Annotated in this window: 14 protein-coding genes; 8 read left to right on the top strand and 6 right to left on the bottom strand. The window is 70.1% G+C overall.

The window, feature by feature from the left end:
- The 3 genes from VGL85_RS14040 to VGL85_RS14030 all read left to right on the top strand — a co-directional run.
- The coding region (locus VGL85_RS14040) for a hypothetical protein (RefSeq protein WP_331589577.1) at positions 1–201 on the top strand (201 nt) is incomplete at its 5' end.
- A 9-nt stretch (positions 202–210) separates the two neighbouring features.
- Entirely contained in the window at positions 211–1,407 is a 1,197-nt protein-coding gene (locus VGL85_RS14035) for a cytochrome P450 (protein ID WP_331589575.1), read from the top strand.
- A 77-nt stretch (positions 1,408–1,484) separates the two neighbouring features.
- On the top strand, positions 1,485–3,341 hold the full coding sequence (locus tag VGL85_RS14030) for an NF038122 family metalloprotease (RefSeq protein WP_331589574.1): 1,857 nt from the start codon (positions 1,485–1,487) through the stop codon (positions 3,339–3,341).
- 9 nt (positions 3,342–3,350) lie between these two features.
- Here VGL85_RS14030 and VGL85_RS14025 read toward each other — a convergent pair whose 3' ends face one another.
- Both VGL85_RS14025 and VGL85_RS14020 read right to left on the bottom strand, forming a co-directional pair.
- Positions 3,351–4,874: a M20/M25/M40 family metallo-hydrolase gene (locus VGL85_RS14025; protein WP_331589573.1), complete on the bottom strand. Its 1,524-nt coding sequence runs from the start codon at positions 4,872–4,874 to the stop codon at positions 3,351–3,353.
- Between the two features lie 94 nt (positions 4,875–4,968).
- Positions 4,969–7,494 carry a DUF3857 domain-containing protein gene (locus tag VGL85_RS14020; protein ID WP_331589572.1) on the bottom strand — a complete coding sequence of 842 codons (2,526 nt, stop codon included), beginning with the start codon at positions 7,492–7,494 and terminating at the stop codon, positions 4,969–4,971.
- A gap of 188 nt (positions 7,495–7,682) precedes the next feature.
- Between VGL85_RS14020 and VGL85_RS14015 the strand changes: the two genes are divergently transcribed.
- Complete coding sequence (locus VGL85_RS14015) at positions 7,683–8,231, top strand: Pycsar system effector family protein (protein ID WP_331589571.1); 549 nt, start codon at positions 7,683–7,685, stop codon at positions 8,229–8,231.
- A gap of 111 nt (positions 8,232–8,342) precedes the next feature.
- On the top strand, positions 8,343–8,564 hold the full coding sequence (locus VGL85_RS14010; RefSeq protein ID WP_331589570.1) for a hypothetical protein: 222 nt from the start codon (positions 8,343–8,345) through the stop codon (positions 8,562–8,564).
- On the opposite strand, the gene VGL85_RS14005 is transcribed toward VGL85_RS14010, so the two are convergent.
- The gene (locus VGL85_RS14005; protein ID WP_331589569.1) at positions 8,561–9,136 is read right to left on the bottom strand and encodes a hypothetical protein; all 576 of its coding nucleotides are present in this window, start codon (positions 9,134–9,136) and stop codon (positions 8,561–8,563) included. The genes VGL85_RS14010 and VGL85_RS14005 overlap by 4 nt on opposite strands.
- Positions 9,137–9,283: 147 nt before the next feature.
- On the opposite strand from VGL85_RS14005, the gene VGL85_RS14000 reads away from it, so the two are divergent.
- Entirely contained in the window at positions 9,284–10,597 is a 1,314-nt protein-coding gene (locus tag VGL85_RS14000; protein ID WP_331589568.1) for a PQQ-dependent sugar dehydrogenase, read from the top strand.
- A gap of 4 nt (positions 10,598–10,601) precedes the next feature.
- On the opposite strand, the gene VGL85_RS13995 is transcribed toward VGL85_RS14000, so the two are convergent.
- Positions 10,602–11,051 carry a hypothetical protein gene (locus tag VGL85_RS13995; protein WP_331589567.1) on the bottom strand — a complete coding sequence of 150 codons (450 nt, stop codon included), beginning with the start codon at positions 11,049–11,051 and terminating at the stop codon, positions 10,602–10,604.
- Positions 11,052–11,239: 188 nt separating this feature from the next.
- Between VGL85_RS13995 and VGL85_RS13990 the strand changes: the two genes are divergently transcribed.
- On the top strand, positions 11,240–11,581 hold the full coding sequence (locus VGL85_RS13990) for an MliC family protein (protein ID WP_331589566.1): 342 nt from the start codon (positions 11,240–11,242) through the stop codon (positions 11,579–11,581).
- Positions 11,582–11,617: 36 nt separating this feature from the next.
- Here VGL85_RS13990 and VGL85_RS13985 read toward each other — a convergent pair whose 3' ends face one another.
- On the bottom strand, positions 11,618–13,543 hold the full coding sequence (locus VGL85_RS13985) for a hypothetical protein (RefSeq protein ID WP_331589565.1): 1,926 nt from the start codon (positions 13,541–13,543) through the stop codon (positions 11,618–11,620).
- Between the two features lie 605 nt (positions 13,544–14,148).
- Here VGL85_RS13985 and VGL85_RS13980 point away from each other — a divergent pair.
- Positions 14,149–14,889: a hypothetical protein gene (locus VGL85_RS13980; protein WP_331589564.1), complete on the top strand. Its 741-nt coding sequence runs from the start codon at positions 14,149–14,151 to the stop codon at positions 14,887–14,889.
- Here the strand turns inward: VGL85_RS13980 and VGL85_RS13975 are convergent.
- Positions 14,828–15,139: hypothetical protein (locus VGL85_RS13975; RefSeq protein WP_331589563.1), on the bottom strand; the 312-nt coding region annotated here is incomplete at its 5' end. The genes VGL85_RS13980 and VGL85_RS13975 overlap by 62 nt on opposite strands.

Here is a 15,139-nt window from a genome sequence, read left to right as displayed (position 1 = left end):
CGGGCCGCGCTGCAGGCGCGGCTGGGGAGCCTCGGCGTGACCATGCGCGACGCCAGCTACGCGCTCACCCATGACGGGGCGGTGATAGAGTTCAGCGGCAATGTGGTGGCGGTCTCGGAGGCCGCGTTCGAGGCGCTCGCCGGCCACCTGCGCGGAGAGGCCGGGGTGGCCGAGTTCGAGCTGACGCGGATCAGCAAGTAGGAGGAACCGGTGAAGATCGATCTGCTGTCGCCGTCCAGCTTCGCCGCCGGCCAGCCCCACGACCAGTATCGCTGGCTGCGCGAGAACGAGCCCGTGCGCTGGCACGACGAGCCGGGCGAGGGCCGCGGCTTCTGGGCGGTGACCCGCCACGCCGACGTCTGGGCCGTCGATCGCGACTTCCAGGCCTATTCGTCGGAACCCACCATCATGATCCAGGACCCGGCGGCCGAGCAGGCGGCCGGCTTCGGGCCCTACAAAATGATGCTGATGATGGACCCGCCGGAGCACACCGGGTTCCGCAAGCTGATCCGCTCCGAATTCACCCTGCCGGCCGCCCGTCTGCGGGAAGAGCGCATCCAGGCGCTGGCGAAGCAGATCGTCGATGCGGTGATCGACAAGGGCGAATGCGACTTCGTCGCCGAGGTGGCGGGCGAGATGCCGAGTTTCGTCATCGCCGAGCTGATGGGCCTGCCGCCGGGCGACGGGCGCGAGCTCTACAAGCTGACCGAGACCATCCACACCGCGCCCGAAGCCCTGCCGCCCGGCGCCGGCGGGGCGGCGGTGATGAAGATGTTCGAATACGGCTCAGGCGTGATCGCCGACAAGCGCGCCCGGCCCGGCGACGACCTGGCGTCCAAGCTGCTGGCCTGCGAGGTGGACGGCCGCAAGCTCGACGACATGGAGTTCCTGTTGTTCTTCCTGCTGCTGGTCGACGCCGGCGGCGACACCACCCGCAACCTGCTGTCCGGCGGCCTGCTGGCGCTCATGGAGCACCCCGACCAATACGCCTGGCTGATGGCCGACCTGCCGGGCCGCCTGCCCGCCGCGCGCGAGGAGCTGCTGCGCTGGACCAGCCCGGTGATCTACATGCGCCGCACGGCCAGGCACGACGTCGAACTGGCCGGCCGGCAGGTCCGCGAAGGCGACAAGGTGGTCATGTACTTCGGCGCCGCCAATCGCGACCCCGCCGCCTTCGACCGGCCGGAGACGCTCGACCTCGCCCGCGACTCCAATCCGCACATCGCCTTCGGCACGGGCCCGCACGGCTGCCTGGGCCAGCACATCGCCCGCATCGAGATCGACGCCATGCTGGTCGAGGTGCTGACCCGGATGGGCGACTTCGAGCTCGCCGCGCCGCCGGAATGGTTGCCGTCGAACTTCATCTCCGGCCCGCGGGCGATGCCGCTGCGCTTCCGGCCACGCTGAACGAGCGCCCACGGGTTGCGGCCGGCTGTTGACAGCCTGGGGTTGCCGCTCCCCAATACGGCCAGGGGGAGTGTGTCATGCCGTTGAGTCCTGAGTCCGTGACCCTGGCGGGCAGCGGCATCGTGTTCAACAACACCTATGACGTCGGTGTCACCGACCAGGTGCACACGGCGATCATCGCCGCGGAGAACTACCTCCAGGCCCATTTCACCGACAATGTGGTGCTGAACGTCGCCTTCCAGTTCGACCCCCTCGGGGGCTCGGACAACGTCGCCAGCAACGCGTTCTCGGTCTACCCGGTCACCTATGCCCAACTGACCTCGGCGCTCGCCGCCCACGCCACCACCGCCGACGACCACCTGGCGGTGGCCGGCCTGCCGGCGAGCGACCCGTCAAACGGCGCGGGTTTTGAAATCCCCGAAGGCGAAGGTGAGGCCCTGGGCCTGCTGGGGCCATCGGGAACCAACGACGTCTCGGTGATGATCAACAGCAACCAGCCCTGGACCTTCGGTTCGGACCTGGTCGGCGCCATAGAACATGAGCTCAGCGAGGGCGGGTTCGGACGCATCCAGAGCCTCGGCTTCGACTCCAGCGTGGGCGCCTTCTCGCCGCTCGATCTGTTCCGCTTCAACACCGTGGGCGCCCATGATTTCACCGGCGGCTCGGACGGCCTGCTGTCGGTGTTCGGCGTCGATGGCGCCCACCTGTCGGACATGATCTTCCACAACGCCCTCAGCCCAGGCGGAATCAACGACGGCCAGGATCTCGGCGACTGGGACCTCACGTTCGAGGACGCTTTCGGCGCCGGCGGCGGCGGCGTCAACACCAGCATTTCGGCGACCGACCTGCAGGTGCTCGATATCCTGGGTTTCACGCCCAGCGGCGCGGCGCCCGGCAGCGGGCCGGACGACTTCGCCGACAGCTTCACCGACACCACCCATCCGTTCGGCCAGCTCACCGTCAACGCCGCGCTGCAGGGGAACCTGCAGGCGATCGGCGACCACGACTGGTTCAAGGTGCAGCTCAACGCCGGGACCGACTACGTCATCAACGTCACCGGCCAGACCGCGGGCGGCGGCACGCTCGACGACCCGGAGCTCACGCTGCACGATTCCGGGGGCGCCGTGGTGGCGACCAACGACGACGCCGACGATACGACGGTCGACGCCCGCCTGGTGGTCCATCCCACCGCCAGCGGGACCTACTATGTCGAGGTCAATTCCTTCCTCGACGTGACCAGCGGGACCTACACGGTCGACGTCCAGTCCGGGGCGCCGGCGTCCACGGCGGGCAACGACGTGATGGTCGGCACAACGGCCGGCGGCACGATCATGGCCGGCTTGGGCGACGACACCATCACCGCCGACACGGGCCTAAGCCAGACCTTCCTGCGCGGCGAGGAAGGCGACGATGTCGTCAACGGCGGCGGCGGCTTCGACGACATCAACGGCAACATGGGCAACGACACCCTGCACGGGAACCTGGGCGACGACTGGGTGGTCGGCGGCAAGGACAACGACCTGCAGTACGGCGACGCCGGCGACGACATCGTCTGGGGCAACCTGGGCAACGACACCCTGAACGGCGGGTCGGGCAGCGACCAGATGCGCGGCGGCCAGGGCGACGACGTGATCGATGGCGGGTCCGGCAACGACTATATCTCCGGCGACCGGGGCAACGACACCGAGACCGGCGGGCGCGGCGCCGACCTGTTCCACGGCAGCCAGGACATCGGCGTCGACCAGATCACAGACTTCAACTACGCCCAGGGCGACCGCGTGGAGCTGGACCCGGGAACGACCTTCACCCTGAGCCAGGTCGGGGCGAACACCGTCGTCGACATGGGGAATGGCAGCCAGATGGTCCTGTTGAACGTCACCCTGGCCAATCTGCCGAGCGACTGGATCTTCGAGGGCACGCTGGCGCACCTCTAGGCGAGGCGCCTACCAGTCCAGGTCGGCGAGCAGGCCGGCGTAGACCTCGATCCCGTCCCAGAGGTTCCCGAGCCGCAGGTTCTCGTTCTGGGCGTGCTGGTTGTCGTCGTAGTTGGCGATGGAGACGCCGACCATCGGCGCCTTCAGCTGGTTGACGATCTCGGCCATGCCGGAGCTCGCGCCGGAGAACGGCAGCTTCAGCACCGGATAGCCCACCGAACGCGAGATCGAGGCGGCGACCGCCCTGGCCGCCGGGCCGTCCATCGGCGATTCCGTGGCGATCGACGAGCCCTCGTCCCATCTTATCTGCACCACTTTCGGATGCGCCATCCGGGTGGCCACGTCCGGCGTGTCGCGCACGATGAACCAGCCCTGTTTCGTCAGGTAGGCCTCGGTCAGCTTCTGCACCCTTGCCGGCGTCTCGCCGGGGTCGAGGCGGAAGTCGAAGCTGGCGTTGGCTTCGGTGGCGATGGCGTTGGCGGCGTTCGGGCCATCGTCGCCGCCGTGGATGGCGCGCACGTTGAGCGTCGGGCGCATATAGCCGTCGGCGAGCCTGGCGGGCCCGACGTTGCGGCCCAGGCCCAGCGCCTGCTTCAGCCCGGTCTCCACGTCGGGCAGGGCGGCCAGCGCGGCCTTGTCGGCGGCGGAGACCGGCTTGACGTCGTCATAGATGCCGGGGATCAGGATCTTGCCCTGATCGTCGCGCAGGCTGGCCACCAGGCCCGCGATCATCACCGTCGGCGACGGCGCCCAGGAGCCGTAGTGGCCGTCGTGCAGCGGCTTCATCGGGCCATAGACCACCGCGCGGAAGCCGGTGATCCCGCGGTTGCCGAAGTTGATCTCCTGCTTGCCGGTCTGGCTCATCGGCCCGTCGCCCATGATCAACAGGTCGCCGCGCACGGTCTCCAGGTTCTGGGCCACGAGGCTGGCGAAGTGGGGCGAGCCCTGCTCCTCCTCGCCCTCGTAGAGCAGCTTGATGTTGACGCTGGGCTTGATCCCAGCCGCTTTCAGGGCGTCGAGCGCGGAAAGCATCACCTGGATCGAGCCCTTGTCGTCCCCGGCCGAGCGGGCGAACAGCCGCCAGTCGGGATCGAGCTTCGCGGCGGCCTTCCAATCGACAGCCCGGCTGTCCGGCAGGGCGGTGCGCATCGACGGCTCGAAGGGCTTGATGATCCAGCCCTTCTGGCTGATCGGCTGGCCGTCGTAGTGGGCGTAGAAGGTGACCGTCCGCTTTGCGCCGGGGACCTTCATCTCGGCGAACACCGAGGCCGGCGTGCCGGGCGCGGCGCGCAGCAGCTTGGTCTGGAAGCCGCGCTTCTCCAGCAGGCCCTGGATGTAGGCGGCGTTGGCGTCCACGTCGGCGATGGTGGTGGCGACATTGGGCTTGGCCAGCAGGGCCACGAAGTCGCCGACGATCTCCTTCTCGTGCGCCTGGCGCCAGGCCCGGACCTGGTCCTTCGGCGACGCCGCTTGCGCCGCGCCCGCCATCGCCAGCGCCGCCAGGCCCGCCGCCGCCCATCCCCGAATCCGCATGTCCATCTCTCCCGAAGCTTCGACCGCCATCATGTCGCGGATTGGTTCTCGCCGGCCGCGCCCGCGCCGAGCGCAATGCAGATCGCCGCGCGCGTCAATGCGCGCCGGCGGAGCCCTTGGTCGCGCGGGCGTCCTCCAGCATCTGCTTGGCGCGGGAGTCGCCCTGGGCGGCGGCCCGTTCCAGCCAGGCGATCGCCTGCGCGCGGTCCTGCTTGACGCTTTCACCGTTCAGATAGGCCTGGCCCACCAGGCGCTGACCCACGGCGTCGCCCTGGTCGGCCGCCTTGCGGAACCAGGCCAGCGACTGGTCCAGATCGGCCGGCACGCCGCGTCCCCTCGCATAGTTCTGGCCGAGCTGGATCTGGGCCTCGGCGTTGCCGCCGGCCGCCGCCTTCTGCAGCCAGTCCGCGGCGAGCTGGGTATCGATCGGCACGCCGTCGCCCCGGTCGTAGCGCTTGCTGAGGCGCACCTGCGCGGCCGCGTCCCCGGCCTCGGCGGCGGCCTTGTCGGCGGCGAAGGTCTGGTTGACCCGGTAGGTGGCCTGGGTCCGGTCGAGCGCGGATTTCACCGCGGCCTTGAGCGCCGGGTCCGACCCGCCGTTGAGGTTGCGGGGCGCTGTGACCGACGGCGCGGCGAGCGACGGGATGGTGGTGTTCACGGGCGGGCGCGGCCGCGTCGCCGCCGCCGGGATGATCACCACCACCTCGCGGTTGCCGATCTGGCGCAGGACCGCCGCATCGGCCTCCACCTGGGCCGCCGGGTATTCCGGGACCAGCGCCCGTCCGGAAGTCTCGACGGACAGCACGCCGCCTTCGAGCTTGGCGGTGCGCTTCAGCGCCAGGCCCGCCACGCTACGGTCCACGTCCGGCCCGACCAGCAGATAGTTGAGGCCGGCGGGCAGGGCGATGCGCCAGGCCTGGTGGCTGTAGAACGGGAAGGCGACCGCGTAGGGTGCGTCGTCGTGCGGCCCCGGCTGGCGCTTGGGGGCCTGGCCATAGAAGCCGGTGCCGGTCACCCGCAGGAACTTCGAACCGGTGGGGTCGTCCGCCCAGTCCAGCTTGCCGGATCCGGCGGCGGTGATGGTCACCCCGGCCGTTGGATCGTCCTTGATGTCGATGGTGGCGATGTTGAGCCAGGCGAAGGCCTTGGAGAGGTTCTCGCGCAGGCTCCGCTCGTAGTCAGGGCGCGGCATGGAGGCCAGGCCGGCCCGCGCCTGCACCGCGCTCTCGCCGCGATAGGTCAGAACCACTTCACCCTTGGCGGGGGCGGCGACGCCCGAGGTGGCGTCGATGGTCACCTTCTGGTCGAACCAGGGCGTCTCCAGCGGCGCAGGCTCCAGCCGGTCCAGCGCCGTTCCGCCGGCGACCAGCGGCAGCGCCCAGTGGAACGGCGGGACGATCAGATCGTCCAGGCTGCGGTCGCCCGACCGTGTCCCGTCCAGCCAGTAGACCTTGGCGCCGATCCGTACGCGGACAATGGCATGGTCGAACCAGCCGACCGTGGGCAGGCGCGAGTCGATGCCGTCGCCGGTCTGGGTGCTCACCAGGGCGGGCGCCGCCTCGACGCCCAGCCGCCGCAACAGCGCCACCAGCAGCACCGTCTTGCCCTTGCAGTCGCCGAACTTGCGCGACCAGGTCTCGTCGGCCGCGGCCGGCGCATAGCCGCCGTCGTTCATGCCCAGGAAGACATAGCGGACCTGGTCCTCCACCAGGCGCAACGCCGCCAGGGTGCGGGCCTTGGGGTCGCTCGTCTGTGCGGCGATCCTGGCGGCCGCGGCGGCCACCTGCGAGTCCGGCTGCAGGTTCGCGGCCTTGTCGTAGTCGGCGGCGAACAGGCCGGAGAGCTCCTTCCAGTCGCGGTACTGGGAGAAGGAAATGATCCCCATGTCGGCGAATCGCATCGGCGCGCCCACCGGCGGCTTCGGCGCCTCGACGTCGGCTTGGTCGTAGATCACCTCGGTGAGCGGGCCGGACTTCGTGACGACGGCCGGCCCCATGCCCTCCGACTGCTTCCAGCGGATCGGCAGGCTCTTAGGCCACAGGGTGCGGAAATAGACCCGGCTGGCGACGCCCGAATAGGTCAGGGCCGCGAAGTGGGTGGAATAGCCCTGGAGCACGGGATCGCGCACCAGCACGGAATAGGCGAAGACCAGCACGTCGCCGACCTGCAGGCCTTCGGGCTGGAAGTTGGCGGTCAGCCGCCCGTCCAGCATGGCCCAGTCGAGATTGGTCTCGCGCCGCAGCACGGTGAACTTCCGACCGCCGTCCAGGAGATCGATGGTCTTGCCGTCCCGCAGGATCTGCAGCTTGTGAATCACCAGGGTTTCGGTGGCCGGGTCCCAGGTTTGCTGCAGGTTGCCGAGCGCGGACAGCCCCTGCGGCGACAGCACCTGGGAGGCGGTCTCGGTGAAATAGTCCTGGCCTTCCGGGGCCAGGCGGCTCTGGTTCTCGTCCAGGAGGACCTTGGTCGCGCCGCCGTCGCCGCCCGTGCTGGGCCTGGGGATCGGCAGAGGCTTCACCCAAGCCGGCGGCGGCGCATAGACGGGTTGATCGGCGGCCGCCGCGGCGGCCGCCCAGGCCCAGCCCAGGGCGGCCAACGCCAGAAAAAGGAATCTACGCATCGGCCCCCGCCGCACAACCGCATGCATGATAAGGGCGCACACCGCCCAGCTTCAACTGTCGGTTGGCGAAGGTGAGTTCTCTTGACAGCTGAAGCTTTCACCCGCCTCGATGATGCTCCGTACGCGTTGAGCGCGACCCTGGGGCAGGACGGATGGCGGACGGGACACGACGGGCGGTCGAGCCCCCGGTGAGCGTTCCGGGTGAGGCCTCGCGCCACGGTTTCGGCCCCGATGCGGTGCAGCTGCTGCGCACCACCCAGGCCATCCAGTACCAGCTCAGCCAGATGGCCGACACCAAGGCCAACATCGTGCTGGCCATCACCTTCGTGATCTTCTCGCTGTCGCTGGGCCAGGCCAGGGGCGGGGCCGCGCCGCCCCTGCCGCTGCTGGTCATGGGGATCGCCGCCTTCGTCGCCGCGACCCTGGCGGTGATGGCGGTGCTGCCGTCGGTGCGGACGCCGAAGCCCGGGGCCGGCGGCCCGGTCAACATCCTGTTCTTCGGCGCCTTCAGCCAGCTGCCGGAAGAGGAGTTCATCGAGACGCTGCTGGCCGGGCTCGGCGACAACCGCGCCGTCTTCGAGACCTTCGCCCGCGACATCTACCAGAACGGCCGGGTGCTGGCCCTGAAGAAGTACCGCCTGCTGGGCTATGCCTACCGCGTCCTGCTGCTCGGCCTGTTCGCCAGCGCCACGGCCTTCGTCGTCCAGCTCGTCCTGCACTGGATGGCGGCCCGCTAGGCCCGGCTGAACGCCAGCTAAACAGCCGGCTCAGCTTCGTCTCAGCGCCATGGGCGCAACCTCACCCTCGAACCGCCCGTACATCCATGGGCGACCGACGAGACTTGTGAGATGACAATCGCCCGCACCGTGGACTGGACCCCGCTGGACCTGTCCGCCGCCGAGCCGGTCAAGGCCGGCGACCTGGTCTCCGCCGACGCCGGCGGCCTGCCGATCTACCGCGTCATGGCCTTCGAGGAAGGCCGCGCCTGGGTCGCCGCCGCCGTGGGCGCCCCGGCCCGCGCCGTACCCCTCTCGCTGTTCCGCTGGCGGGCGGTGGAAGCCGCGGCCTAGGCTGGCGGACCCGCCTCGATGCGGGTGAGGACGGGCAAGGGCCGGATCAGCGCCCAGTCCGAGCAACATATATCGGCCCACAGCGCCACGTCGAAACTGTTCCCAAGAGGGAAGTCCTTGGCCTGAACCCGCTGCAGGGCCTGGTATCCGGGCCGCATCAGCATGTGGCGGCCGAGGCCCGCCTCGGCGCAATAGCCCTCGGCCTGGGTGACGCGATAGACACGCCCTTGTGGCCAGGTTCCGGACGGGACCTTCCGCGTCGCCTGGCGATCAAGCGTTCCTTCCAGCACGCACCCCTCCGCGGCGAACCGGACGCCGAGATCCCTGTGGACAGACACGACCGCCGCCGGCGTCTGTGGATCCGCCGCGAACAGCCGGTAGACCCCGGGCTTGTCGAGCAGGTTGGCCCTCAGCTTCGGCCGGTGGAAACGCTCGGGGTCGTCGCCGAAGAACATGCCCGCGGCCATCACCGGGGCGACGATCGGGGCGGCGGCGACCTCGGCCACCATGCAGCCGGCCAGCGGCAGCACTCCGGCCAGAACCAGGATGGCGAGGATCTTGCGGACGGGCATGGAGCCTCGGTGTCCTGACGCGCTGCTCCGCACAGTTGTTCGAAGCATCGAGCGGCTTTTCCATGGCGTCGCAGGGCTCCGCCGAACATCGCTAGATCGGCGCGCCAGCCTGTGACACCTTCCGCGCAGGGAAACGGGGAGGCCGCCATGCCCATCAAGCTTCGCACATTGAAGGCCACGACGGGGCAAACCGCGGTCGGATTGGCGCTGGCGGTGGCGCTGCTGCCGGGCGCGGGCGCCGTTTCGCAGCCGGCGAGCGGGGCGCCTAACGCCTATCCGCCGGGGCCGGGCTATGCCGGCGTGGCGGGCTCGGCGGCGGAGAACGCGCGGATCACCGCGCTGTGCGGCGCGAACCGCAACGCCGCCGACGGCTATGCGCCTAAGCCGCTCAGACCCGACCAGACCAAGGCGCCGCAGGTCAAGTCCAAGGCCGCCTTCAAGGTCGAGGTGCTGGCCAAGCTGGACCGCTCGGTGGGCATGGCCTTCCTGCCGAACGGCGACATCCTGGTCTCCCAGCGGGCCGGGGGCCTGCGGCTGGTCAGCCCCAAGGGCGAGGTCTCCGAGCCGCTGGCTGGCGCGCCAGCCATCGCCGGCGTCATGGGCACCAGCAACACCGGCCCGGTGCTCGACCGCGATTTCGCCAGGAACCGCACCTTCTACTACGGCTACACCGCCGCCCCGCCGGAGAAGGGCAAGCCCTTCGTGGGCCGCATCATGCGCGCCAAGCTGGCGGCCGACGGCAAGAGCCTCACCGACGCCAAGACCATCTACGAGGCCGACTGGCTGACCCCGCGCAGGCTGGTGCAGGCCAGGGACGGGACCCTGCTGATCGCCTCGGGCGAGGTGGCGTCGGGCGGCCCGAACCCGCAGTCGATGACCGACCCGCGCGGCAAGATCCTGCGCATCGCCGCCGACGGCTCGATCCCCAAGGACAACCCGTTCCTGAAGACGCCCGGCGCCAATCCGGCGCTCTACGCCGTGGGCTTCCGCGACATCCAGGCCGCGGCGCTGGACCCGGCCACCGGAGAGCTGTGGGTCGGCGAGAACGAACCGCGCGGCGGCGATGAGCTCAACCACATCAAGGCCGGCGGCAACTATGGCTTCCCGGTGATCAGCTATGGCCGCGAGAACGGCGGGGCGCTGATCAACGGCGGCAAGACGGCCCAGGAGGGCATGGAGCAGCCGGTCTACTTCTGGACGCCGTCGGTGGCGCCCTCGGGCCTGGCGATCTACGACGGCAAGGCCTTCCCGAGCTGGAAGGGCGACGTCTTCATGGGCGGCATGTCGGGCATGCAGCTGATCCGCCTGGAGATGAAGGGCGGCCACGTGGTCGGTGAGGAGAAGCTGCTCCTGGACCGCTGCAAGCGCACCAAGGACGTGCGCGAGGGACCGGACGGGCTGATCTACGTCATGACCGACGAGACCCCGAGCGAGATCCTGCGGCTGGCGCCGGTGAAATAGGCCGTCAGCCGGCTTTCTTGTCGGCGGCGGCGATCTTGTGGACCACATAGGGCGTGTCGTGGTCCTGGGCGCAGGCCGCCTCGATCGCCGCCTGGTTCTTCTGCAGCGTCTGGACCAGCCAGTCGGGCGCGGTCGGGAACCGCGCCTTCATGGCCGCCAGGCCCTTGGCGAAGGTCACCGGCTCGGGGCTGTCCTTGGCCATCGGCTTCAGGTCGATGCTCATGGTCAGGCCGTGGTAGCCGCCGAGCTGGGCCGGGCCCACGCCCAGGCCCTCGGCGTTGGCCCAGACGTCGCAGCTGCCGGTCGGGAAGTCCGTGTGACGGTGGGTGACGACGGAGATCAGGTTCTGGCCATAGGGCACGGCGTCCTTGGCGTCCTTGGCGGCGGCGTGTGCGCCGCTCGCGCCCAGAACGAGGCCCAGAACCAGCAGGCGGAAAGTCAGACGCGGCCGCACGGGTCACCCCTTCGGTTGAATGTGAATTTGTATCGTGACGTGATATAATACAAAGAGACGCGGAGCGCTACACCGCCAGGCTTCCGCGCCGCCCGCCCTGCGTTTCGCGGACCGCGGTTATGCTGTAGGATGGCGGCCCCGACAGGCGGTCCGCGCAGAGCGCCTGCGGTTTGGGAAGGAACCGGGCAATGACCATCTGGTTAGACGCGGCCGCCGTGCTTGCGGCCGGAGCCTTGGCGGCGGATGCGACCACGGGGGCCACGCCCCAGCAGCCGCCGATGAACAGCTTCAACGACGCCTACTACGTCTGCACCGGAACCGCGTTCGCGGTGTCCTACGACTCCGACACGCCGACCAAGGCCAAGATCACCACCAGCAACGGCAACAAGGAATTCGACCTGAAGCGGACCCCGAGCCCGACCGGGGTCGCCTTCGCCGAGGGCGCCGTGAAGTTCTGGACCGACGGCAAGACGGTGACCGTGGCGGGAACCCCTTCGAAGTTCCAGGGCTGCAAGCTGAAGGCGAACTGAGCCGGCTCGCCCGGTTCGCCTGAGTCGTTAGGGTTCTCAGGCACGGCAGGCCGCCTCCAGCCGCGCGATCAGGGCCGGGTCGCCGCCGTAGACGCGCGCGATGCGCTGGAACGTCGGCCCGCCGGGCGCGAGGCCGGCGTAGGTCAGGAAGTTGCGGCGCATGATGTCGTCGGCCCGCGACGCGCCGAAGATGTCGACGACGAAGTTGCGCACCGCGGTGCTGTAGCGCGGAACGCCGTCCTCGCGGGCCAGCATGGTCCAGTCGGTGCCGAACACCAGACGGCGGCTGAGCAGGTCCAGGGTGGCCGTGTCGAAGGCCTTGAAGCGGTCGCGGATCTCCTGGGTCACCGTCCCGCCGGCCAGCACTTCGGAGAAGTAGGAGAGATCGGTGAACACCGGCCTGTCCGCATGCGTGGTCATGTAGTTGGCGAGCCAGGCCTCCCAGGTGTCGGCGAACGGCGCCGGCGCGCTGTCGTCGGTGGTGCAGGCCACGCCCTTGGGCGGCCTATAGTCCGGCGAGTGGGGGTCGGCCGAGCGGTAGGCGAAGCCGCCGAAGTGGGCGAGCATCACCCGCGGCGGCTGGGCGCGGTCGAAGACGTTGCGCCAGTAGTAGGGATCGGCCAGCTCGCCGGTCTCGCAGTTGGCCGCGACGCTGTTGCCGCCGTGCGCCATCACCGGCGCGCCCAGCTCGACGCAGGTGTTCCACAGGTCGTTCAGCGCCTCGTCGAGCAGGGCGCCGAGGTGGCCGGTCTGCTGTTCGCGCACGCTGTCGGCCAAGGGGCCGGTCCCGCCGAAGCAGTCGTTCAGCACCCCCACCGGCATCGGGTGGTCGACGGCGTTGCGGCTGGCGTTGTCCGAGGCGCGGAAGCCCATGGGCGGATAGAGCTTCACGCCCAGGAAGCCGTGCTCGGTGAGCGCCGCCTTGACCACGTCCATCGGGTCGTCGGTGATCTTGCTGAACTTGCCCAGCACGCCGAGCTTGTGCTGCGCCTGGCGCAGCGGGCACCAGGCGATGTAGCCATGCACCGCCGGGCCGCCCTTGCGCCGCGAGATGACGTTCCAGGTCTTGGCCTGGTCGAGGAAGCTGTTCTGCGGCTCCTGGCGCAGCCAGCGGCCGAAATCCACCATGGCCGGGGCCAGCAGCAGCGGGTTCTGCCCGTCGTCGCGGTGGATCTCGGTGAGCTGGTCGGTGATGCAGTGGCGGTAGCGCTTGAGCTGCACCACGAAGTCGATCAGGCCGGGCAGGTAGAGGGCGCTCTCGGCCGGGGTGAGCGGCGGCGGCAGGGCCTGCTGGCCCTTGATCGGCGCGGGCGTGCTGAACAGGGTCGAGGCCTTGACCTGGCGCGAGGTCCCGTGGCTGAGCGCGCGGCGCGCGACCGCCGCGGCGTCCGGGGTCGGCGGCGCCTTCATCACCATGTCGAGGTCGTGCGGCGGGGCCTCCGCCCCGGCCTGTGGCGGCGAGCCGGCCTGGCGGATCAGCAGGCGCAGGTGCGCCTCGCCCTTGGGGTATTTCGCAGTGAACGACTGGTTGGCCAGCAGCTGGCCCGCCCGCTGGATGGTCGCCTCGCGGATGGCGGCGGGATCCTGCGCCTTCGGCCCCAGGGCCCGGCCGGTCTCCAGCAGCCGCCGCTCGGTCGCCGCGTCGGGCGTGGCGTCGGCCCCCACCAGGGCCAGCACCGCGCCCATCAGGTCGTCGGCCCAGTCCGGGTCCTGCGGCGGGGCGAGCGCGAAGGCGCGGGCGGCCGGCCGCGGCTGCTCGAGCGGCGGATAGTGCTTGAGGATCACGTAGCTGAGGAAGCGGGTCGCCGACAGGTCGGTGACGTTGAACAGGTGGCAGTGGCCGTCGATCAGCGCCGTCATGGCGTCGGGCGCGCCGGGCAGGGCCGGCGGCGCGCAGGGCGTGGCGCACCCCGACAGGGCCGCCGCGCCGGCCGTGAGCAGAAACTCCCGTCGAGATCCCATGCCAGACCCCCCGCGTGCGCCGCCAGTGCGCCACACCTGGCCAGGCTTGGCAACCCCGACGGGTGGTCCGGGCGCGGGACTACTTGGCAGGGTGGTTGGGCAGGTGGGTCTGGGGGCCTGGAAGACAAGGATTTGAACCCCGGAAGACACGGACCACACGGAAGGGCGCGAAGCGCCAATCGATCCTTGTTCGTGTGGTTCGTGTGGTTCGTGGACCTATCTTGCGAGGCGGCGACCGCTCGGGCGTCCCCAGATTGTCCACGAACCACACGAACGTCACGAACGCGCCTCTCCGGCGTCTTTCCGTGTGTCCGTGTTTTCCGGGGTTTGATAGCCGCTTCGCGGCGTGGCCTCACGCGGTGTCATCCCAGTTTCCGCGCTAGCATGGCGTTCTGCCTGGCCGCGCGGAGCCTATGGGTCCCGGTCTTCGCCTGCGGCGAAACCGGGATGACAGCGGGGAAGGGGCGGGCGGCCTTGCCCGGGGCCTGGGCCGAGCCCGAGCGGACGGGCGCTCGCGGTCAAAAATGTGCACTGCCGCCTGATGGAGACCTGCCTAACCTCAGGCTTGGCGGCGTCTGCGCCGCCGATCGGGGCTCGGGGGAACCATGTCGACCATCACGCTGCCCGCGCGGGCGGACCGCAAGGTCACGCTGGTCTGGATCCTGGCGATCTGGACCTTCGCCCTGTTCGGGTTCGGGGCGGATATCTCCCGGTTCCTGCACGAGACGCCGCCGCCGCCGCCGATCCTGCTGCTGCACGGGGCGTTCAGCGTGCTGTGGCTGGGCCTGGTGTCGACCCAGGTGGTGCTGGCCGAGACGGGCGACATCCGGCTGCACCGCAAGCTCGGATGGTGGACGGTCGCGGTGGCCGCGGCGATGGTCCCGTTCGGCGTGGTCGCCGCCATGGTCGACATGGCGCGCCAGGTCGGCCATCCCGATTTCGCCCCCCAGTTCCTGGGCGAGGAGTTCCAGGACATCTTCGCCTTCGCGGTCTGCACCACCGCCGGCGTGGTGACGCGCAAGACCCGCGCCGACCACAGCCGCTTCATGGTCCTGGCGGCGCTGGCCCTGGCCGATGTCGGGCCGGGCCGGATCGCGACGAACCTGGTCAACGCCGCGCCGGCCAGCCCGCTGGCGGTCTGGGCGACCTTCTATTGGGGCACGGCCCTGGTGCTGGCCGGCATGATCGCCTGGGACTTGGTCAAGCACCGCCGCGTCCTGCGCGCGACCCTGTTCGGCGCGGCGCTGCTGTGGGGCGGCGAGGGGGTGGTGTCGGTGCTGTTCTTCAGCCCGGGGTGGAAGGCGGCGATGGCGGGCTTGGTGCGGGCCTGGGGTTGGGCGGGGTAGGGCCGAGGTCCGTCCAGTTGAAGGCGCCGTAACAGCCGCGCAGGTCGTCGGTGGGCGAGTCGCAGCGGAAATAGCCGACCTTGGGATAGACCCGCCGGCCGTTGGTGACGGTGTAGCGGCAACGGGCGACCAGGTCGCGGCCCGCCCCGGCGCGCCACCCCGTGCAGGTTCCCGGGCTGTAGGTCCCCGCGCAGACCACGGTCTCGTGGGTCACCGAGCCGTCGCCATGGTGGACGTCGCCGCCGCCCAT

The sequence above is a fragment of the Phenylobacterium sp. genome (genome assembly GCF_036501465.1).
Lineage (GTDB): Bacteria > Pseudomonadota > Alphaproteobacteria > Caulobacterales > Caulobacteraceae > Phenylobacterium.
This window is presented reverse-complemented; position numbering and strand designations above follow the sequence as displayed.